Source organism: Kribbella pratensis (assembly GCF_004365355.1).
Taxonomy (GTDB): domain Bacteria; phylum Actinomycetota; class Actinomycetes; order Propionibacteriales; family Kribbellaceae; genus Kribbella.
In genome coordinates this window covers 643,646-660,879 of record NZ_SODP01000002.1, presented here as the reverse complement: position 1 = coordinate 660,879, position 17,234 = coordinate 643,646, and the positions used below count along the sequence as shown (strand labels likewise).

General features: G+C 67.8%; 22 protein-coding genes and 1 pseudogene. 10 read left to right on the top strand and 13 right to left on the bottom strand.

Going from position 1 to position 17,234, the window contains the following annotated elements; genetic code table 11:
• The first annotated feature begins 59 nt into the window (after positions 1–59).
• Positions 60–1,220 (top strand): acyl-CoA dehydrogenase family protein, encoded by a 1,161-nt coding sequence (locus EV653_RS19785; protein WP_134105219.1) that lies wholly within the window; start codon positions 60–62, stop codon positions 1,218–1,220.
• Positions 1,221–1,240: 20 nt separating this feature from the next.
• Here EV653_RS19785 and EV653_RS19780 read toward each other — a convergent pair whose 3' ends face one another.
• From EV653_RS19780 to EV653_RS19760, 5 genes are all read right to left on the bottom strand, one after another.
• A complete protein-coding gene (locus tag EV653_RS19780) occupies positions 1,241–2,167 on the bottom strand; it encodes an aldo/keto reductase (RefSeq protein ID WP_134105218.1) in 927 nt (308 codons plus the stop codon).
• Between the two features lie 14 nt (positions 2,168–2,181).
• On the bottom strand, positions 2,182–3,324 hold the full coding sequence (locus EV653_RS19775; RefSeq protein ID WP_166679494.1) for a glycoside hydrolase family 99-like domain-containing protein: 1,143 nt from the start codon (positions 3,322–3,324) through the stop codon (positions 2,182–2,184).
• The gene (locus EV653_RS19770; RefSeq protein WP_134105216.1) at positions 3,317–3,520 is read right to left on the bottom strand and encodes a DUF7489 domain-containing protein; all 204 of its coding nucleotides are present in this window, start codon (positions 3,518–3,520) and stop codon (positions 3,317–3,319) included. Before EV653_RS19770 ends, EV653_RS19775 begins: the two co-directional genes overlap by 8 nt.
• 102 nt (positions 3,521–3,622) lie before the next feature.
• Positions 3,623–4,093, bottom strand: coding sequence for a pyridoxamine 5'-phosphate oxidase (locus tag EV653_RS19765; RefSeq protein WP_134105215.1), 471 nt, complete (start codon positions 4,091–4,093; stop codon positions 3,623–3,625).
• Between the two features lie 9 nt (positions 4,094–4,102).
• Complete coding sequence (locus EV653_RS19760) at positions 4,103–4,921, bottom strand: phytanoyl-CoA dioxygenase family protein (protein WP_134105214.1); 819 nt, start codon at positions 4,919–4,921, stop codon at positions 4,103–4,105.
• A gap of 71 nt (positions 4,922–4,992) precedes the next feature.
• Between EV653_RS19760 and EV653_RS19755 the strand changes: the two genes are divergently transcribed.
• Positions 4,993–5,829 carry a helix-turn-helix transcriptional regulator gene (locus EV653_RS19755; RefSeq protein WP_134105213.1) on the top strand — a complete coding sequence of 279 codons (837 nt, stop codon included), beginning with the start codon at positions 4,993–4,995 and terminating at the stop codon, positions 5,827–5,829.
• Here EV653_RS19755 and EV653_RS19750 read toward each other — a convergent pair.
• The 3 genes from EV653_RS19750 to EV653_RS19740 are packed head-to-tail and all read right to left on the bottom strand — an operon-like array spanning position 5,807 to position 8,066.
• On the bottom strand, positions 5,807–6,205 hold the full coding sequence (locus EV653_RS19750; protein WP_134105212.1) for an MAPEG family protein: 399 nt from the start codon (positions 6,203–6,205) through the stop codon (positions 5,807–5,809). The genes EV653_RS19755 and EV653_RS19750 overlap by 23 nt on opposite strands.
• The gene (locus tag EV653_RS19745) at positions 6,202–7,164 is read right to left on the bottom strand and encodes a glutathione synthase (RefSeq protein ID WP_134105211.1); all 963 of its coding nucleotides are present in this window, start codon (positions 7,162–7,164) and stop codon (positions 6,202–6,204) included. Before EV653_RS19745 ends, EV653_RS19750 begins: the two co-directional genes overlap by 4 nt.
• Positions 7,161–8,066 carry a glutamate-cysteine ligase family protein gene (locus EV653_RS19740; RefSeq protein ID WP_134105210.1) on the bottom strand — a complete coding sequence of 302 codons (906 nt, stop codon included), beginning with the start codon at positions 8,064–8,066 and terminating at the stop codon, positions 7,161–7,163. The genes EV653_RS19745 and EV653_RS19740 overlap by 4 nt, the downstream gene beginning before the upstream one ends.
• A gap of 59 nt (positions 8,067–8,125) precedes the next feature.
• Between EV653_RS19740 and EV653_RS19735 the strand changes: the two genes are divergently transcribed.
• Positions 8,126–8,629 carry a MarR family winged helix-turn-helix transcriptional regulator gene (locus tag EV653_RS19735; protein ID WP_134105209.1) on the top strand — a complete coding sequence of 168 codons (504 nt, stop codon included), beginning with the start codon at positions 8,126–8,128 and terminating at the stop codon, positions 8,627–8,629.
• Here the strand turns inward: EV653_RS19735 and EV653_RS19730 are convergent.
• Positions 8,593–9,174, bottom strand: a complete 582-nt coding sequence (locus EV653_RS19730; protein WP_134105208.1) for an ArsR/SmtB family transcription factor — start codon at positions 9,172–9,174, stop codon at positions 8,593–8,595. The genes EV653_RS19735 and EV653_RS19730 overlap by 37 nt on opposite strands.
• Before the next feature lie 58 nt (positions 9,175–9,232).
• On the opposite strand from EV653_RS19730, the gene EV653_RS19725 reads away from it, so the two are divergent.
• The 3 genes from EV653_RS19725 (at position 9,233) to EV653_RS19715 (ending at position 11,367) form a co-directional block, all read left to right on the top strand.
• On the top strand, positions 9,233–9,802 hold the full coding sequence (locus tag EV653_RS19725; RefSeq protein ID WP_134105207.1) for a dienelactone hydrolase family protein: 570 nt from the start codon (positions 9,233–9,235) through the stop codon (positions 9,800–9,802).
• A gap of 112 nt (positions 9,803–9,914) precedes the next feature.
• A complete protein-coding gene (locus EV653_RS19720) occupies positions 9,915–10,259 on the top strand; it encodes a VOC family protein (protein ID WP_134105206.1) in 345 nt (114 codons plus the stop codon).
• Positions 10,249–11,367 (top strand): epoxide hydrolase family protein, encoded by a 1,119-nt coding sequence (locus EV653_RS19715; RefSeq protein ID WP_134105205.1) that lies wholly within the window; start codon positions 10,249–10,251, stop codon positions 11,365–11,367. Before EV653_RS19720 ends, EV653_RS19715 begins: the two co-directional genes overlap by 11 nt.
• Positions 11,368–11,445: 78 nt before the next feature.
• Here the strand turns inward: EV653_RS19715 and EV653_RS42510 are convergent.
• Positions 11,446–11,769, bottom strand: a pseudogene (locus tag EV653_RS42510) (GNAT family N-acetyltransferase); the annotation flags it as partial.
• Positions 11,770–11,975: 206 nt separating this feature from the next.
• On the opposite strand from EV653_RS42510, the gene EV653_RS19705 reads away from it, so the two are divergent.
• Complete coding sequence (locus EV653_RS19705; RefSeq protein WP_238159903.1) at positions 11,976–12,467, top strand: winged helix-turn-helix transcriptional regulator; 492 nt, start codon at positions 11,976–11,978, stop codon at positions 12,465–12,467.
• Here EV653_RS19705 and EV653_RS19700 read toward each other — a convergent pair.
• Positions 12,464–13,339, bottom strand: coding sequence for a helix-turn-helix domain-containing protein (locus EV653_RS19700; protein ID WP_238159902.1), 876 nt, complete (start codon positions 13,337–13,339; stop codon positions 12,464–12,466). The genes EV653_RS19705 and EV653_RS19700 overlap by 4 nt on opposite strands.
• Before the next feature lie 171 nt (positions 13,340–13,510).
• On the opposite strand from EV653_RS19700, the gene EV653_RS19695 reads away from it, so the two are divergent.
• A complete protein-coding gene (locus tag EV653_RS19695; RefSeq protein WP_134105203.1) occupies positions 13,511–14,341 on the top strand; it encodes an SAM-dependent methyltransferase in 831 nt (276 codons plus the stop codon).
• Positions 14,342–14,390: 49 nt separating this feature from the next.
• Here the strand turns inward: EV653_RS19695 and EV653_RS19690 are convergent, their stop codons facing one another.
• Together EV653_RS19690 and EV653_RS19685 are read right to left on the bottom strand one after the other, a co-directional pair.
• Positions 14,391–15,467: an RICIN domain-containing protein gene (locus EV653_RS19690; RefSeq protein WP_134105202.1), complete on the bottom strand. Its 1,077-nt coding sequence runs from the start codon at positions 15,465–15,467 to the stop codon at positions 14,391–14,393.
• Positions 15,468–15,574: 107 nt separating this feature from the next.
• The gene (locus EV653_RS19685) at positions 15,575–16,129 is read right to left on the bottom strand and encodes a helix-turn-helix domain-containing protein (RefSeq protein WP_134105201.1); all 555 of its coding nucleotides are present in this window, start codon (positions 16,127–16,129) and stop codon (positions 15,575–15,577) included.
• Between the two features lie 69 nt (positions 16,130–16,198).
• Here EV653_RS19685 and EV653_RS19680 point away from each other — a divergent pair, with 69 nt between their 5' ends.
• Both EV653_RS19680 and EV653_RS19675 read left to right on the top strand, forming a co-directional pair.
• Entirely contained in the window at positions 16,199–16,885 is a 687-nt protein-coding gene (locus EV653_RS19680) for an AzlC family ABC transporter permease (protein ID WP_134105200.1), read from the top strand.
• Positions 16,882–17,202, top strand: coding sequence for an AzlD domain-containing protein (locus tag EV653_RS19675; RefSeq protein ID WP_134105199.1), 321 nt, complete (start codon positions 16,882–16,884; stop codon positions 17,200–17,202). Before EV653_RS19680 ends, EV653_RS19675 begins: the two co-directional genes overlap by 4 nt.
• Positions 17,203–17,234 lie beyond the last annotated feature (32 nt).

The window sequence follows — 17,234 nt, the reverse complement described above, 5'->3', positions numbered from 1 at the left end:
GCTCACTTTCGGGGTACGACGCCCTGTCCCGGCGAGTTGTTCGTCGTACTGTGTGACTCGTGAGTAACTCATTCGAGCTGTACGCGCTGTCGGAGGAGCACCAGGCGATCCGGGAGGCGGTCCGGGACGTCTGCGACGCCAAGGTCGCCCCGCACGCCGGGGACGTGGATGAGCTGGCCGAGTTCCCCAAGGCGTCGTACGACGCGCTGAAGGCCTCGGACTTCCACGCGCCGCACATCCCGGAGCAGTACGGCGGTGCCGGCGCGGACGCCCTCGCGACGGTGATCGTGATCGAGGAGGTCGCCCGGGCATGCGCCTCGACCTCGCTGATCCCGGCCGTGAACAAGCTCGGCTCGCTTCCGCTGTTGCTGTCCGCCTCGGACGAGGTCAAGCAGCGCTACCTGCCGCCGGTCGCCGCGGGTGACTCGATGTTCTCGTACTGCCTGTCGGAGCCCGAGGCGGGATCGGACGCGGCCTCGATGAAGACGCGGGCGGTTGCCGACGGTGATTCGTACGTGCTGAACGGCGTGAAGCGATGGATCACGAACGCCGGGGTGTCGGACTTCTACACGGTCTTCGCGGTGACGGATCCCGACGCGCGCTCGCGGGGGATCTCGGCGTTCGTGGTCGAGAAGTCCGACGACGGAGTTTCCTTCGGCGCGCCGGAGAAGAAGCTCGGCATCAAGGGCTCGCCGACACGCGAGGTGTACTTCGACAACGTGCGGATCCCCGCCTCGCGGATGATCGGCGACCCCGGCACCGGGTTCTCGACCGCGATGGCGACGCTGGACCACACGCGGGTGACGATCGCCGCGCAGGCGCTCGGGATCGCGCAGGGGGCGCTGGACTACGCGCTCGGGTACGTGAAGGAGCGCAAGCAGTTCGGCAAGGCGATCGCGGAGTTCCAGGGCCTGCAGTTCATGCTCGCCGACATGGGCATGAAGATCGAAGCCGCCCGACAGCTCACGTACGCCGCGGCCGCGCGCTCCGAGCGCGGCGACGCCGACCTCACGTACTTCGGTGCCGCCGCCAAGTGCTTCGCGTCCGACGTGGCGATGGCGGTAACCACCGACGCCGTACAACTCCTCGGCGGCTACGGCTACACCCATGACTACCCGGTCGAACGCATGATGCGCGACGCCAAAATCACCCAAATCTACGAAGGCACCAACCAGGTCCAACGCATCGTCATGGCCCGCCAACTCCTGAAGGGCCTGTAAACCGCTGGCTGAGTCGCGGGTTACGGGAGGACGTGGCCGGCGGCGGTGTAGAGGTGGTACCACTCCTCGCGGGTGAGCTTGAGGGTGGCGCCGGTGGCGGATTCCTTCACGCGGGATGGGTTGGTGGTGCCGATGACGATCTGCATGTTGGCGGGGTGGCGGGCTATCCAGGCGATGGCGATGGCGTCGGGAGTCACGTTGTACGCGGCCGCCAGATCGTCCAGCGCGTCGTTCAGAGGGCCGTAGTTTTCGCGGTCGCCGATGAAGACGCCTCCGGGTGGCGGCTTCTGGACGGAGCCCCAGGTCTGGATCGTCATGTTGTTCAGGCGGCTGCAGTCGAGGATGCCGAGGTCGCGGTCGGCGGACTGGTCGAGGCCCATGATGTTGGCGGCCAGGCCCTGCGCGACCAGGGCGGCGTTCGCGATGCTGAACTGCAGCTGGTTGGCGACCAGCGGCTGACGGACGGATCGGGCGAGCAGCTCGATCTGGCCCGGAGTGTGGTTCGAGACGCCGAACGCCGCGACCTTGCCGGCCGAGTGCAGTTCGTCGAAGGCCTTGGCGACCTCGTCGGGCTCCATCAGGGTGTCCGGGCGGTGCAGCAGCAGAATGTCGAGGTGGTCGGTCCGGAGCGCGGTCAGCGACTGCTCGACGCTCGAGACGATGTGCTCATAGGAGAAGTCGAAGTACCCGGAGCGGATGCCGACCTTGGACTGGAGCGTGATCTGGTCGCGCTCGGATGCAGGCACTGCTTGCGCGTCGCCGTACCGCTGTTCGCAGCCGTGAGAGCCGCCGTAGATGTCGGCGTGGTCGAACATCGTCACGCCGGCATCGCGCGCCGTCCCGACCAGCTCGCGGATCTCGGCGTCGCTGAGGTTCTTAATCCGCATCAGGCCCAGCACGACCCGCGACACGGACATCCCGGCTTTCGTCAACTCAACCGTCTCCATGACAGCTGGTTGTATCACCTACCGCCGAACACGGCGCGGACCATCTCGAGGAAGCCGTAGCCGTTGTGGCTGTCGGCAAGCAGCGCCGAGCCTTCCGTCCACTCGTTCCACGCGTTCACCGTGATGATCGGGTGCGGCTGACCGTGGCGTTCGAGGAACGACCGGGCCATCAGCAGCCCCTCCTTGAACTCCTCCGGCGACGGATCGAACGTCGTCGTCCACGGGTACCGTCCGCGGACGAACTCGCGATCCTGCGCGGTCCGCGGCGACGCGTCCCACCCGACCGTCACATTCGGATAGAACGGTACGTCGAGCTCCGCGGCGTACCGCTCGTACTCCGCGAACGCGGCCGCGCGCAGCGGGCGGATATCGGCGTGCGGGAACTCGAACCTGCCGAGGTCGGCGTGGTGGACCCAGACGTACGACGTCGCGGACCGGAACCCGAGCTTCCGTACCAGCTCGGCGGGATCGTCGAGCGTGATCGCCGCCGGGAGGACGCCGATACCCCACACCACCGCATCCAGATGAAGTCCCGCAAAGCCGGCCTCCCGCGTCTGCTCGTCGAACCACTGCAGCGCGTCAGCCGTCTCCTCGACGCCACCGAGCCCGACGATGAGGTTGCCGAGTTCGTAGATCGTCAGCCAGGGCCGGCCGTCGACAGTCAGGTAGTTCGGGCGCGCGAAGTACGCGTCGATGACATGCCTGGCCAGCCGCTCGAAGGCGGCCCGATCGATCGCGCCGTTCTTGAGCCGTTGCGGCGACTCGTTGGCGGGATCGTCGTGCGGGAAGATGTTGACGAGTTCGTGGTTCGCCCACATCAGCGCGAACGTGATGTCGTCACTGTTCCGCGCGGCGAGCAGGCCGTCGTCGAGCGCGCCCTGGAGATAGGGCCCGTCGTCGTACCAGTAGTAGTCGACGAGAAAGCCGTCGACGCCGTACTCCTTGGCGAGGCGGATCTGCTGTTCGGCCGCGGCCGGGGTTGCCTCGTCGAAGCGCCCGTCACGGGGAATGCGTGGCTGCCGGTGCCCGTCGAAGCGTGGCTTCGCGGCCTCGAGCAGCCTCCACTCGTCCCAGCCCTCGCCGAACCACTGCGCATTCCGCGGATCGGCGTGCCAATCGGGGAAGTAGTACGCGAGGACCTTCGGCCGCTCAGCCACGCTGCGGATCCGCACCGGCTTCCTTGCTCACCCGGTCGCCTACTTCGAGCTGTTTCCACAGCTCCCGGGGCACCTTGACCTTCTGCTTCTCGCCGCTCTCGAGCTCGACCTCGAGCCTGCGGTACAGATTCGAGCCGTCGAACATCGCCCGCGACTTCTTCACGACGACCCCGCTCCAGGCATCCTCGTTGGCCATAAGTACTCCTCCGATCACGGCGAGTGGTCGAGTCGAGCCTAGCCCGCGGCGAGGTTCAGCAGTCGGTCCGGCCAGCCGGGGTCAGTGGTCCCGATGCGACGTTCACGCGTTCTCCTGGTGGTCGGCGCCGGGTGGGTTGTTCGTGAAGTGCTCCGGACGGATCAGCACCGCCGTACGCCGGTCCGCGACCATCTCGCGGTCGTACTCCTCGAGGTCCGGATGAACGCCGCCCGCCGCCGCGTAGATGTCGCGCAGCAACACCCGCAGACGCTCCGCGTCGATCCCGGCGAGCGGATCGTCCGGGCCGGCCAGCTCGACCGATCCGCTGACGCCGATCCACTCCCAGCCCGCGCGGAACACCAACGTCGCATGCGGGGTCCGCCGCAGATGAGTGAGCTTCGCCGTGTGTCCGCGCGCGACGAACGCCACGACCGGTTCACCCGTCAGGGGATGGTCGAGGACACCGGCATTGACCACCGAGGCGGCCGGCTCGCCGGACCGGCGCTGCGTGATCGCCACCGCCAGGAAATGATCCCGCCGCCCGAGTTCGTTGATCCGCTCAAGTCCTTGCATGCCACGAAGCTAACGGACCGTGGTCCGGTTATCAAGTGGCCAGAGCGTCGGCTGGATCGCCGGGTCCGTGTAATCCGGGTCGGGGTTCTGCCGGACGAGGGTGTCGTTGGGATGAGCCGAGCCGGGACGCCATCGGTTGTTCGCCGGCTGCAGATGAATCGCGATCGATCGGCGCGGCGCCGTACTCAGGTTCGCCGAGCTCCCGTGCACAGTCCGGCAGTGATGGAAGCTGACCTGTCCGCGCTTCATCCGCGGTACGACGGGCGTCGGGTCGAACCCCTGCGCCGCGATCGACGCCTCCAGCCCGGCATTGTCCTGCGAGAAGAAGTCCAGCCCGGTCACGGACCACCGATGGCTGCCGGGCAGGAACCCGACCGCCCCGTTCACCTCATCCACGTCGTGGAACCCGACCCAGGCGGTGAGCATGTCGTCCGACGTACACGACTGCCAGTACTGCCGATCGGTGTGCCACCCGACCTTTGCCGAGCCACCGGGCGGCTTGAACAACAACTGGTCGTGCCACAACCGGATCCCGTCCGCGCCGGACAACGCGGCCGCCGTCGCACCGATCGCCGGGTGCCGTACCAACGCGGCCAACTCGTCGACCCGCAAGGACGAGTAGTCGTTCTTCCGCAGTACGTCGCCGTCCGCCGCCTGCCACCCTCGCGTCGCGGGCAGATCGGGCAGCGTGTGGTCGTGGTCGCCGGCGTAGAACCGCTCCATCCCGCGCTCGGCCGCATCGAGTACGTCGGACGGCACGATGACCGGCGAGATCCAGTAACCGTGCTCGCGGTAGAAGGCGATGTCTTCTGCTCCAGGTAGCTCCATGCGGACCAACCTAGGAATCGAGAGACCGGTACGGCGTTGCCGATGTTCAGGCAACTGGACACAATCTTCAGGTGTCGTTGCATCGACCCAGCGGGCTCCGTGCCGGATTCCACGCCGAGGGATTCGCGGGGGAGAGCGGTCTGCTGCATGCCGGCGAGCAGTGGGTGCCCGAGGAGTTCCTGATCGAGCCGCACCAGCATCCGGTTTGGGAGATCTACCTGCAGCAACACGGCAGCACGCACTGGGCCGCCGGAGGCGAGAGCTACGTCCTCCACCCGGGCCATCTCTTCGCCGTACCTCCCGGTGTCACTCATCACCTGGCCGGCCGTTCCGGCAACCACCATTTCTACTTCGCCGCGATCGACCGCGAACTCGTCGTACGACGCCGGCCCGCGCTCGCGCTGCCCTGGCCGAAGACCGTCGTACATCGTGAAGCGGGTGAGCTCGCGCACGCCTTCGCGCAACTGGTCCGCGAGGTCACCACCCGCTACGAGTACGCCGACACGGGGTTGACGCTCGCGGTCGACCACCTGATGTTGGCGGTATCCCGGTGCTTGGCCCCGGCTGCTGTACCGCAGCTTGCGATGCATCCGGCGGTGCGGGCCGTGAAACGCCTGCTGGACCAGGAGTTTCACGAGCGGTGGACCCTGCGGGAGTTGGGTGACCGAACCGGGCTCGCACCGGCATACCTGGCCGAGCTGTTCACCGCCGAACTCGGCCAGCCGCCGCACCGGTACCTCAACGAACGCCGGATCGAGCGCGCCCGGCAACTCCTCGAGACCAGCGACATCACCATCACCGCGCTGGCCGTCAGCCTCGGATTCAGTTCCAGCCAGCACTTCGCCCGGGTGTTCCGTCAGCTCACCGGGACCACCCCGACGGCGTTCAGATCGTCACCAGCGCGGTGACGCCCAGCGCGACCCCGACGAGATAGGTGCCCATGGCACCGACATCGCGGAGCGGGCCGTGGGTGGCCAGAGAACGAGACGTCAGCATGCCGGCCGCGTGCACGGTCCGGACGAACACGGCCGCGATCGCGAGGACGTCGACCACCCAGCTGTCGGACAGGACCGAGCAGACCAGCAGCAGCACGATCATCGTCGGGATGTACTCGGCCGCGTTGCCGTGCGCGCGGACCGCGATCAGCAGCTTGTCGGACGGATCGGTCGGCATCTGATTGCCGCCTCCGCGCAAAGCTCGGTTGCGAGTGACGTTGGCGCCGAGCAGGAACAGCAGGATGCCCAGCAGGGCGATGCAGACAATGGTGACGGTGTCGAGATTCATACGAGTACTCCTTCGAACAAACGGCTCACAATGGTGTGACTGAGTTGGGTGCCGAGCAGGGCGTCGGTCTTGTGCATGCCGCCCGGGCAGGTGACGTTGACCTCGATCAGCCGGCCGCCGATCACATCGAGACCGGCGATGGCGAGACCGTGCTTGCGCAGGACGGGTCCGAGAGCGGCGACGATCGCGTGGTCGTCCTCGTCGAGTTCGGCCGGTGCGATCGGTGGCCCGATCCGGAAGTCGTCGACGGCCGGCCGGCGAAGTACTGCGCCGACGATGTCGCCGTCGAGCAGGAACAACCGTTTGTTGCCATGCGCAACAGCCGGCAGGTACTGCTGGGCGATAACCTGCCGCCGGCCGCCGTGGCTGGCGGACTCCAGGAGTGCGACCGCGCCCTGGTCGTCGTGCACGAGCCAGACGTCGAGTCCCGCGAACCCGTCGACCGGCTTGACCACCGCCGTTCCGACGCGGGCGACGAACGATCGCAGCTCCGAGGGATCCGCACCGACATAAGTGGCCGGACAGAGCTCGGGGAAATGCAGCGCGATCAGCTTCTCGTGCATCGCCCGGATGCCTTCCGGCCGGTTGATCACCCGCGTGCCGGCCCGCTCCACCAGATCCAGCAGGTACGTCGTGTGCAGGTACCGCGCATCGACCGGCGGATCGATCCGCAGATGCACGAGGTCGAGCGACGCAACGTCGACAACGGCGGTCTCGAGCTCGTCCCACCAGGTCGCATCGACGATCCACCGGTGGTCACCACCGACCGCATGCCGCGGCCGCAGCCGGATCCGTCGGGCACGAGCCCGCACCCGCCCGTCGACAACCGCGAGCTCCTCCGGCCCGCAACACCAGACGTCGGACCCCAGCTCCTGCGTCGCGCTCATCAAGCCAACGCTCGCGTCGATATCTCCGACCAGCCCGACCAGCGGATCCGTGATGAATAGCACGCCACTCATGCCGCCACCTCCTGCCGCGCAGCAGCCAGGCCGCTCGCCGCGGCCCTCCAGTGTTCGGCCAGGCGTGTCCGCTCGGGTTCCAGAGCGCGAAGGACGCTTCGCCGGTGCGCGTCGTCGTACATCAAACCGGCGAGTACGGCGATCGCGCGCTCAACGCCTACCGAGTCCTGGGCGTCGAGGAGCCGGACCTCCAGGTACCTGCCGCGTGGACGCACCGGCGGAAACAGCGTGCTCAGGTGCGCCGCCGCTCCATCCAAGAACCTCGTCGCCCCGGCCGCGAAGGCGGTGTAGGAGCTGACCGGATCGCCACGAAGTACAAGGTCGTCGAAGCCGGTGCGCGTCGGATCGACGTCCAGCCACGTGCTCAACCGCTCGCCATCGCGTGCAAACGCCGTCGCCAGGAACGGCGCGGCGAGATTCAGTACCCGCCACTGCTCGATCCCCGCCGCGCCCGGCCACCAATCCAGGCAGATCTGCGTCGACGCGGTCCGCCGCATCATCCGCCGCCCCGCCGGCCCGATCGTGTCGAAGTGCCGCTGCATCGCGACGTACCGCGAAGAGGTCAGCTGCAGCGGCACATCGGTGCGCGGATCCACCGGGATCGTCAGCAACGTGATGCCGTCGCGGCTCAACCGATTCCGCAGGTCCGCCGTCAGCGCACCGAGATCCCCGACCGGATCGAGCGACGGCGGCAGGCTCAGTTCGAGTTGGCCGCCCGGTTCGAAGCTGATGTACGGCGCCGCGACCGCGCCGGCCGCGGCCCGGCGTACCCGCTCGATCGGGACCACGCCGCCGTCCACGTCGGCGACCACGTACTCCTGCTCGACCGCGACCCGGACCGTCCGCCGGCGCCCCCGCGCGAATAGGCCCGCAACCACTGGGTGAAGCTCCATGGCATCCATCGGGCCCTCCCTGATACTGTAAGGATTCCTGTCGAAATATTGGAAGGTATCCTTACGACATGTCAAGGGGTTATGGCGAACCACATCTCGATCGCAAGCCGTTGATCGCTCTGGTCGACCGGGCCAACCGGGCGATGCAGACCGACATGGTCCGCCGTGCCCACGCCGACGGGCATGCCGAGGTGAAGATGGCGCACAACTCCGTCTTCGGCACGTTGCACGCCGAGGGCGCCCGGGCCGCCGATATGGCGGTGCGCGCCGGGATCACGCGGCAGTCGATGGGCGAGATCATCCGCGAGATGGTCGGGCTCGACTTGCTGGAGATGCAGTCCGACCCCGCCGACGGCCGGGCCAAGATCGTCAGGTACTCCGAGCACGGTCTGGCCGTGGCCGGTGACGGCTTCCGGTACCTGGGTCAGCTCGAGCGTCGCTTCGCCGAGGAGTTCGGTGAGCAGGAGTACGAGATCGCCCGGGACGTGCTGGCCCGCCTGGTCGACGTACTCGACCGGTTCGCCGCCGAGGAGTCTCAGGCCTCGTCGTCGGTCGGAGGCAAGGTCGGGTAGTCGACGATCGGGTAGAGACCGACGGTGAAGCCGTACGTCGTGTCGCCGGACCGGGGGAGCTGGTCGAAGCTGTGGATCAGCCGATCCACCTGCTGCCAGAACTCCGCCGCGCGCTCCTCCGGGATCCGGGCATGCCGGATGAACGAGCGCATCTCGCCCGCGTCGTACGCCGGTTTGGACTCCTCGGCCGCGACCTCGAAGTCGTTGAAATCATGGGGCAGCATCCCGTCCGGCCCCTGCCGGCCGAGTCCGACGTAGAACATCCGCGCCGCGCGGCCGTAGAACCGCTCCTCGATCGCCCGCACCCGCCGGGTCCGGACCACCCGCAGGATGCCCGCGTCGGTCAGCACCTTCACGTGGTGCGCGACCGTGCTCTTCGGCCGGCCGACCGCGGTGGCCAGCTCGGTCACCGTCGCGGCCCGCTCGTGCAGCAGCCCGAGAATCGTCGTCCGCAACGGGTCGCTGATCGCCCGCACCTGCTCCGCGGTGGTCAGCTCGACGGTGTCCGCGAGCTCGTAATCGGGGACCGAACTGTTGATCGGCATAGTCTGAATAGACTAACATCGCGGTTTGTTCGAGATATCTGGATCATTGGAGCCGACAATGGCTGAGATCGTTCTGTACCACCACTCGCAGGGCCTGACCGATGGGGTGAAGGCGTTCGCGGAGGAGCTTCGGCAGGCGGGTCACACCGTCCACACGCCCGACCTGTACGAGGGCAACACGTACGCGACCATCGAAGAGGGCATGGAGTACGCGCGTGCGACGGGCTTCGGGACGATCGCCGAGCGCGGTGTCGAGGCGGCGCAGAAGCTGCCGGCGAATGTCGTGTACGCCGGCTTCTCGCTCGGCGTCGTGCCTGCCCAGCAGCTGGCGCAGACCCGGCCGGGGGCGGTCGGGGCGTTGTTCTACTACTCGTGCCTGCCGGCGGAGGAGTTCGGCGCCTGGCCGGAGGGCCTGCCGGCGCAGGTGCACGCGATGGAGGAGGACCCGTTCTTCGCCGAGGAAGGCGGCGACATCGACGCCGCGCGCGCCCTGGTCGCCGCCAACAGCTCCGTGGAGCTGTTCCTGTACCCCGGCAAGGAGCACCTCTTCGCAGACTCGTCGCTCCCCGGCTACGACGAGCCCGCGGCCAAGCTCCTGATGCAGCGCACCCTCGACTTCCTGGGCTAGTGCCGATGGCGGGTTGTTTCGCCAATGACGCGTAACAACCCGCCATCCGCGCAAAAAGCCGCTAGCCGGCGACGGCCCGGGAAACCGGGCATAGGCGGCTAAAGTGCTGTAGATGATCAACGGAGCGCATGTGATCATCTACAGCACTGACGCCGAGGCGGATCGGGCGTTCTTCGCCGACGTGCTGGAGTATCCGTCGGTGGACGCGGGATCCGGCTGGCTGATCTTCAAGCTGCCGCCCGCCGAGGTGGCGGTGCATCCGGCGGAGGCCGCGTCGCACGAGCTGCTGTTGATGTGCGACGACCTCGAGCAGACGACGGCCGACCTGACCGGCCGCGGGGTGGAGTTCGAGCCGGTCGAGCGGATGCGCTGGGGTGTGCTGACGTCGTTCCGGCTGCCCGGTGGTGGCCGGGTCGGATTGTACGAGCCGTTGCATCCGCAGGCGCATGATCTCTGAGTTCCGGATCGCGGTACCGGACGCGGAGGTCGTCGCGCTGCGGGAGCGGCTCCGGCAAACTCGTTGGCCTCGGCAACTACCTGGACAAGGGTGGGAGCGCGGCGTCCCGGTCGATTACCTGCAACGGGTCGCGGAGCGATGGGCGGCGTACGACTGGCGGGTCTGGGAAGCGCGGCTGAACGAGTATCCGCAGTACACGACCGAGATCGACGGGCAGACGATCCATTTCCTGCACGTGCGATCACCGGAGCTGGATGCGTTGCCGCTGGTGCTGACCCATGGCTGGCCGGGATCGGTGGCGGAGTTCCTCGAAGTGCTCGGGCCGCTGACCGATCCGTCGGCGTACGGCGGGAATCCGCGGGACGCGTTTCATGTCGTCGCGCCGTCCGTGCCGGGGCACGGCTTCTCGCTCCCGTTGCAGGACGGTTGGAACCACGGGCGGATCGCGCGTGCCTGGGCGGAGTTGATGAGTCGGCTCGGCTTCGAGCGGTACGGCGCGCAAGGTGGCGACACGGGATCGGTCGTCTCGCCGCTCCTCGGACAACTCGATCCGGAGCACGTGGTCGGCGTACATATCAACGGCGGCCTGGCGTTCCCGGAGGTCGAGCCAGGTGATGTCCGGACCGAAGTCGAGCGAGAGCGGTTGGCCGCGGCTGAGCGGTTGCGTGCGGTCGGGACCGGGTACGCCGACCTGCAGGGGACGCGGCCACAGACCGTCTCGTACGGGTTGAGCGATTCGCCGGTCGGGCAGCTGGCGTGGATCCTGGAGAAGTTCTGGGAGTGGACCGATCCGGAGCGCGCGCTGCCGGAGAAGGCAGTCGACCTGGATCACCTGCTCACGGATGTGTCGATCTACTGGTTCACCAACAGCAGCGCGACGTCCGCCAACCTGTACTACGAGAACCGCCGCGCCGCCGACGCCATCCGGCCGAGTGTGCCGACGGGCGTCGCGGTCTTCCCGACGGATCCGGCCATCCGCCGCGTGCTAGATCGCCGGCACCACATCGTCCATTGGTCGGAGTTCAGCCGTGGCGGGCACTTCGCTGCCCTCGAGGCTCCCGATCTGCTCGTCGACGACATCCGGGCGTTCTTCCGGCTGGTCCGGTAGGCGGGCCGGCGCGACGAACGTGAGCAGCGTGCCGTCGCGCTCCACGCTCGCGTCCGGCCACCGACGACGGACCATCCGGATCGACCGTTCGTTGGCCGCACTCACGACGAACAGAAAATACTTCGCGCCGGCTGCGATCGCGTCCGCGGCGGCGATCGCCAGCATCCGGATCCCCAGCCCGCGGCGCTGATCGTCCTCACCGATGACAGCTGCGAGCTCGGCCGTCGACTCACCGGGCCCCCAGGCCCACATCGCGTGGCCGACGATCATGTCCTCGCGCGTTGCCACGAAGGCCGCGCCGGTCGGGCACAGCAGGCGGAGCAGCAGCGCCGCGCGCGGCGGAGAACCGATCGCGGTCTGGAAGCGGAAGTAGCGGCTGAGGTCGGTCAGCCCCGACAGCATCGTGGCCAGCCCGTCCGCGTCGGGTTCGCCGGCGCGACGGACGAGTGGCGGTCTCGCCTGAGTCTGGTTCACGGATTCAGCGTTACCTGCTTGGCTGAGTCTGTCAAGCGGACTTATCATGAACCCATGAGTGAACGAAGTGAACTCATCATCAAGCACAGCGTGCTTCGTGCCTCATCGGCGCCCGGAGCGAAGCGAGGACGTCGATGAGCCTGGCGGTCAGTGAGCAGATGCCCGAGGCGATGGCCTGGTCCACGGAGAACTGCACGATCTCGCGGGTGATGGAGATCCTCGGTGACAAGTGGACTTTTCACGTCCTCCGCGAGATCTTCGTCGGCGTGCGGCGGTTCGAGGACATCCGCGCCCGGGCCGGCATCCCGCGCCAGGTCCTCACCGAGCGCCTTGCCGCCCTGATCGAGCGCGGCCTGATCCGCCGGCATCCGTACCGGTTGCCCGGACAGCGCGAGCGGTCGGAGTACCGGCTGACCGAGGCCGGGATGGACCTTTACCCGGTGCTGGTGGCAATGATCCAGTGGGGCGATCAGTACCTTCCGCTCGCCGCCGGCGCACCGATCGAGCCGCGCCACCGCGGCGACTGCGGGGAACGTGTCACCGTGACCATGCACTGCGAGGCCGGCCACGAGCCGGCCCCCAGGGAAGTTGCCTTCCGCCCCGGGCCGGGCGCCCAGCGGCGCTAGGGCAGTCGGTCGATCGCCTGACGGATCAGGTTTTCGGTTTCACGGGGCTGCGCGGCAGTGATCGAGACGGCGTCCATCGTGACGACGTACGTGTCGAGTTCCTCGCGCTTGTCGAGGTAGACCGCGCTGGTCAAGTGTTCGATGTAGACGATGTCCGGAAGGTCGGCGTCGTTGAAGCGGAGCAGGGTGAACGCGCCGCCGGTCGCCGTGTAGCCGCCCTTGGAGAACGGGATGATCTGCAGCGTGACGTTGTGCCGTCGCGACGCGTCGATCAAATGCTCGAGTTGGGCTTTGAGGATCGCCGGGCTGCCGATCGGACGTCGGAGCACCGCCTCGTCGATGACTGCCCACAACCGCGCGGGACGTTGCCGCGTCAGCACGTCCTGGCGGCTCATCCGCAACGAAACAAGGCGATCCTGCTCGGCCCGCGACAACGGAAGGTCCTGCCGGCCGAGCTGTACGACGGCCCGCGCGTACTCCGGTGTCTGCAGCAACCCGGGCACGAACTGCAACTCGAACGTACGAATGAGGTCCGCCGCCATCTCCAGGCCGAGATACGAGTGGAACCACTGCGGCGTGAGGTCGTCGTACCGTTGCCACCAGCCAGGGTTGTTGGCCTCGCGGGCCAACGTCAGCAGGCGATCGCGCTCCTGTTCGTCCTCGACCTTGTAGAGCGTCAGCAGGTCGTCGACGTCGCGCACCTTGAACCCGACCCGGCCGAGCTCGAGCCGGCTGATCTTGGACTCCGAGCCGCGGATCGCCCAGCCCGCGTCGGTGCGGCTGATCTGGGCTTCCTCGCGGAGACGACGCAGATGCACGCCAAGCATGATGCGCAGGGCGGTCGGACCGCCGTACGCCCCCGGCTCGGTCACCTGATGCCTCCCAGCCGCTGTCCCCGTGGTGTCCCGGTGCAACAGCTGATCATTTCACAACAGATAGTGACCTCGTCCAGCCCGACGCGCAGATACGGTGTGTCCAACGGGCCCTACGGTCAGTAGAGTCGGCCTCACAGATTTCCGACCACTCTCTGCGAGGTCCACCCGATGCCCGATGCCAAACAGGCACCCAGCTCCATCCCGGTCGGCGTCGACACCAGCCGGGCCAGCATCGCCCGGGTGTACGACGCCTTCTTGGGCGGCAAGGACAACTTCGAGGTCGACCGCGAGGTACTGCGCGGGGTCCAGGCCGCGGCGCCGCAGGCCCAGGACCTGGCCTGGTCGAACCGGAACTTCCTGATCCGCGCCTGCCGGTTCCTGGCCGGCCAGGCCGGTATCACGCAGTACCTCGACTGCGGGTCCGGTCTGCCGACCGCCGAGAACACCCACCAGGTCGTGCAGCGGATCCAGCCCGAGGCCAGGGTGCTCTACATCGACAACGACCCGGTGGTGCTCGCGCACGGCCGCGCGCTGCTCGAGGAGAACGAGAACACGCTGTTCGTCAGCGCCGACATCTTCGATCCGGACGAGGTGCTGAGCAAGCCCGAGGTGCGTGACTTCCTCGACTTCAGCCAGCCGATCGCCGTGGTGCAGGCCGGCACGCTGCACCACTACATCGGCACCGAGGGCGCGCAGATCATGCAGAAGTACGTCGACGCGGTGGTGCCCGGGTCGTACACGGTGATTTCACACTTCTACAACCCGGAGACTCCGGAGCACTCCGAGGTCGCCCGTAAGATGGAGGAGAAGTTCATCCACAGCCCGATGGGCAGCGGCCGGTTCCGCACCCGCAAGGAGCTGATGGAGTTCTTCCCCGATCAGGAGCTCGTCGCGCCAGGCCTGGTGCTCTGCGACGACTGGTGGCCGGACGGCCCCCGGCTCAAGCCGCTGAACCAGGTCGAAGAGTGCATCGTCGGCGGGGTCGGCCGCAAGGGCTAGTACGCCGTGACGCCCGGGACCGTTCGCCGGTCCCGGGCGTCGTGCTGTGTCAGAAGGTCCAGCGCTGCGCGGCCGAGTTGTTGCAGGCGGCAACGGTCACCGGGTTGCCGAGGGCAACTGGTGCGGTCAGGCAGAGGCCTGCCGCACGGATGGTGCCGTCGCCGGGTTGCGTCCATTGCTGATTGGCGCCGCCGTGGCAGCTGTAGAGGATCACGGCACCGGCCTGGGTCGCGCTCGAGTCGAGGCAGCTGAACTGGGCGTGGAAGGTCTTGTTCTCCGCATGTACCCAGTTCTGGTTGTCGCCGCCGGTGCAGCTGTACAGCAAGATCGTCGTGCCGTCGGAGCCGGAGACGTCCAGGCAGCCGCCGCTGCCGCGGATGTCGCCGGAGGCCGAGTTGCCGATGCCGTTCTCCTGGACGGCGGTCGATCCGTTCAGCGTGACTTGGCTGTCCGCCGCACAGCCGGTGCTCTCCGAGCTGCCGGTGAAGTGCGCGGTGAGACTGCCGCTGGTCGGCAGGTTCATCGTCAGCTTCGAGTACGGCTCGTCGTCGCAGGTGGCCTTGTCGTTGTTCCAGTCGAAGTACTCGGTCCAGCTCACCATTCCCGACGTACTGATCGTGTTGCCGGAACCGGTTTGCAGGCTGCCGAGTTTGAACGACGTACCGGCGGTCAGGTCGCGGACGGTCACGCCGTACCAGCCGCTGCCTTCGCTGGCGACGGCGAACGCGTAGGTGTGGCCGGGTGCCGGAGCGCGGTCGAGGCGGCAACTACCGCCGGTGCCGTCCTCCTGGAACTTGATGCAGTACGTGCCGGCGTCGCCGGCGCGCATGTCGGTGGAGTTCCAGAGCGAGTAGAGGAACATGCCGCCGCCGTCACGGTGGGTCTGCATGCCCGTGTATCCGCCGACGTCACCGCCGGTGAAGTCGAACTGGTTGGACCAGTAGACGTTCGCGCGCCCGGGCGAGTTGTTGATCGTCATCCGGAACTCGGCCTGCGTGAGCGACGCGGTGTCGAACGTGTAGTTGACGTAGGTGCCGGGCGTGACACCGATCGCCGACGCACTACCCGGGACCAACGCGGCAGCAAGACCGAGAAGGGCGCACAACAGTAAGGATTTGAGTCTCATCGGGGGGACTACCTCCAAGCGAAGCGGGGCGGACTTCGACCAGAGAGCTCTCTCGACTTGATGATGCGCAGATGTGCGCGGAGATGTCCAGAGGTGAGCGGTTAACGTTACACATGCTCGGAAACGAGCGTCGCTGCTGTGCCTTCCTCCAGGGCTTGGAAGATGTGCGGGAGGTCGCCGGGGTACGCGATGTAGTCGCCGGGGAAGAGTTCGATCGGGTCGTCGGTGGGGCCGACGAGGGCTCGGCCGGAGCCCAGGACGACGTGCTCGACGACGCCGGGCATGTGGGGTTCGGACTTCCGGCCGGGGCCGGGGGAGGCGACGATGCGGTAGATGTCGCGGCGCGCGTTCGGTGGGCTGGAGGCGACCAGGGTGGCGCTGTAGTCGGCCTGGTCGGAGTAGATGGCGGGGCCTTCTCCGGCGCGGATGATCTGGACCTTCGGGCGCGGCGGATCGAGCAGTGCCGCGAACGGCGTGTCGAGCGCAACGGCCAGCGCCCACAGGGTTTCGACGCTGGGGTTGCCGGTGCCGGACTCCAGTTGCGACAGCGTGGACTTGGCGACCCCGGCGCGTTTCGCCACCTCGGTCAGGGAGAGCCCGGTGCGGGCCCGGTGCCGGCGCAGGGACGCGGCGATCACGTCCAGTGGTGCCCTGTTGTCCATCGCGTGTTCGCTCCATCGGTCTACCCGTTCGGCTTGACGAACGGCGTGTTGTTGTTCATCATAATGCTCATGCGTTCGATCTGGCGAACACTCGACCGGGGACTCGCCCGCGACATCGGCCTGGTCTGCCTGGCCGACGGCGTCGTGGGCCTCTCGTACGGCGCGATCAGCGTCGGTGGCGGCCTGCCGTTGTGGGTGCCGATCCTGCTGTCGATCGTCGTCTTCGCGGGCGCGTCGCAGTTCCTGTTCGTCGGGATCGTCGCGGCCGGTGGGAGTCCGATCGCGGCGATGATCGCGGGGCTGCTGGTCAACACCCGGCACATCCCGTTCGGCCTGGCGGTCAGCGACGTGATCGGCAGCGGGTGGCGGCGGTTCGCGGGCAGTCACGTGATGACCGACGAGAACGTTGCCTTCGCGATGGGGCAGGACGAGCTGGAGCAGAAGCGGGCGGCGTACTGGGCCGGCGGCATCGGCATCTTCGTCTGCTGGAACATCGGGGTCGTCGTGGGCGGGTTAGCGGGTTCGGTCATCACCGACACGGACGCGTTCGGGCTGGATGCGGCGTTCCCGGCGGTGTTGCTCGCGTTGGTGCTGCCCGCTCTGCGCGACCGCTCGACGCGGACGGCGGCTCTTGTCGGTGTCATGGTCGCCTTGGCCGGAACGCCGTTCCTGCCGGCCGGCCTTCCGGTGCTGTGTGCGTTGGTGGGGTTGTTGTTCTACCGGGCGCCCAAGGGTGCGTTGGAGGTGAGTCGATGAATACCCCGGTGCTGTTGGTGGGGATCATGGTGCTTGCTATCGGCACCTTTTCGCTCAGGGTCGCGGGGCCCGCGCTGCGGAGCCGGTTCGAGGTGCCCGAGCGGGCGCAGCAGGTGCTGGCGGTGGCTGCGATTGTGTTGCTGACCGCGCTGGTTGCGACCTCGGCGTTGATGGATGGGCACGGGCCGGCGGGCGTTGCACGGCCCGCGGGAGTGCTGGTCGGAGGCGTGCTCGCCTGGCGGAAGGCACCGTTCGTGTTGGTGGTGGTGGCGGCCGCCGCGACTGCGGCGGGGCTGCGGTTGCTCGGCGTGCCGTAGGTGGGCCGAGCCGGCACGCGGCAGTCCGCCGA

Excerpts from the sequence above, each read along its gene's own strand:
- EV653_RS19725 (WP_134105207.1), top strand. The coding sequence starts at position 9,233 with ATGGCTGAGATCGTTCTGTACCACCACTCGCAGGGCCTGACCGATGGG.
- EV653_RS19750 (WP_134105212.1), bottom strand. The coding sequence starts at position 6,205 with ATGAATCTCGACACCGTCACCATTGTCTGCATCGCCCTGCTGGGCATC.
- EV653_RS19675 (WP_134105199.1), top strand. The coding sequence starts at position 16,882 with ATGAATACCCCGGTGCTGTTGGTGGGGATCATGGTGCTTGCTATCGGC.
- EV653_RS19760 (WP_134105214.1), bottom strand. The coding sequence starts at position 4,921 with ATGGAGCTACCTGGAGCAGAAGACATCGCCTTCTACCGCGAGCACGGT.
- EV653_RS19690 (WP_134105202.1), bottom strand. The coding sequence starts at position 15,467 with ATGAGACTCAAATCCTTACTGTTGTGCGCCCTTCTCGGTCTTGCTGCC.
- EV653_RS19680 (WP_134105200.1), top strand. The coding sequence starts at position 16,199 with ATGCGTTCGATCTGGCGAACACTCGACCGGGGACTCGCCCGCGACATC.
- EV653_RS19695 (WP_134105203.1), top strand. The coding sequence starts at position 13,511 with ATGCCCGATGCCAAACAGGCACCCAGCTCCATCCCGGTCGGCGTCGAC.
- EV653_RS19780 (WP_134105218.1), bottom strand. The coding sequence starts at position 2,167 with ATGGAGACGGTTGAGTTGACGAAAGCCGGGATGTCCGTGTCGCGGGTC.
- EV653_RS19740 (WP_134105210.1), bottom strand. The coding sequence starts at position 8,066 with ATGGATGCCATGGAGCTTCACCCAGTGGTTGCGGGCCTATTCGCGCGG.
- EV653_RS19705 (WP_238159903.1), top strand. The coding sequence starts at position 11,976 with ATGAGCCTGGCGGTCAGTGAGCAGATGCCCGAGGCGATGGCCTGGTCC.
- EV653_RS19735 (WP_134105209.1), top strand. The coding sequence starts at position 8,126 with ATGTCAAGGGGTTATGGCGAACCACATCTCGATCGCAAGCCGTTGATC.
- EV653_RS19685 (WP_134105201.1), bottom strand. The coding sequence starts at position 16,129 with ATGGACAACAGGGCACCACTGGACGTGATCGCCGCGTCCCTGCGCCGG.
- EV653_RS19770 (WP_134105216.1), bottom strand. The coding sequence starts at position 3,520 with ATGGCCAACGAGGATGCCTGGAGCGGGGTCGTCGTGAAGAAGTCGCGG.
- EV653_RS19720 (WP_134105206.1), top strand. The coding sequence starts at position 9,915 with ATGATCAACGGAGCGCATGTGATCATCTACAGCACTGACGCCGAGGCG.
- EV653_RS19730 (WP_134105208.1), bottom strand. The coding sequence starts at position 9,174 with ATGCCGATCAACAGTTCGGTCCCCGATTACGAGCTCGCGGACACCGTC.
- EV653_RS19745 (WP_134105211.1), bottom strand. The coding sequence starts at position 7,164 with ATGAGTGGCGTGCTATTCATCACGGATCCGCTGGTCGGGCTGGTCGGA.
- EV653_RS19715 (WP_134105205.1), top strand. The coding sequence starts at position 10,249 with ATGATCTCTGAGTTCCGGATCGCGGTACCGGACGCGGAGGTCGTCGCG.
- EV653_RS19765 (WP_134105215.1), bottom strand. The coding sequence starts at position 4,093 with ATGCAAGGACTTGAGCGGATCAACGAACTCGGGCGGCGGGATCATTTC.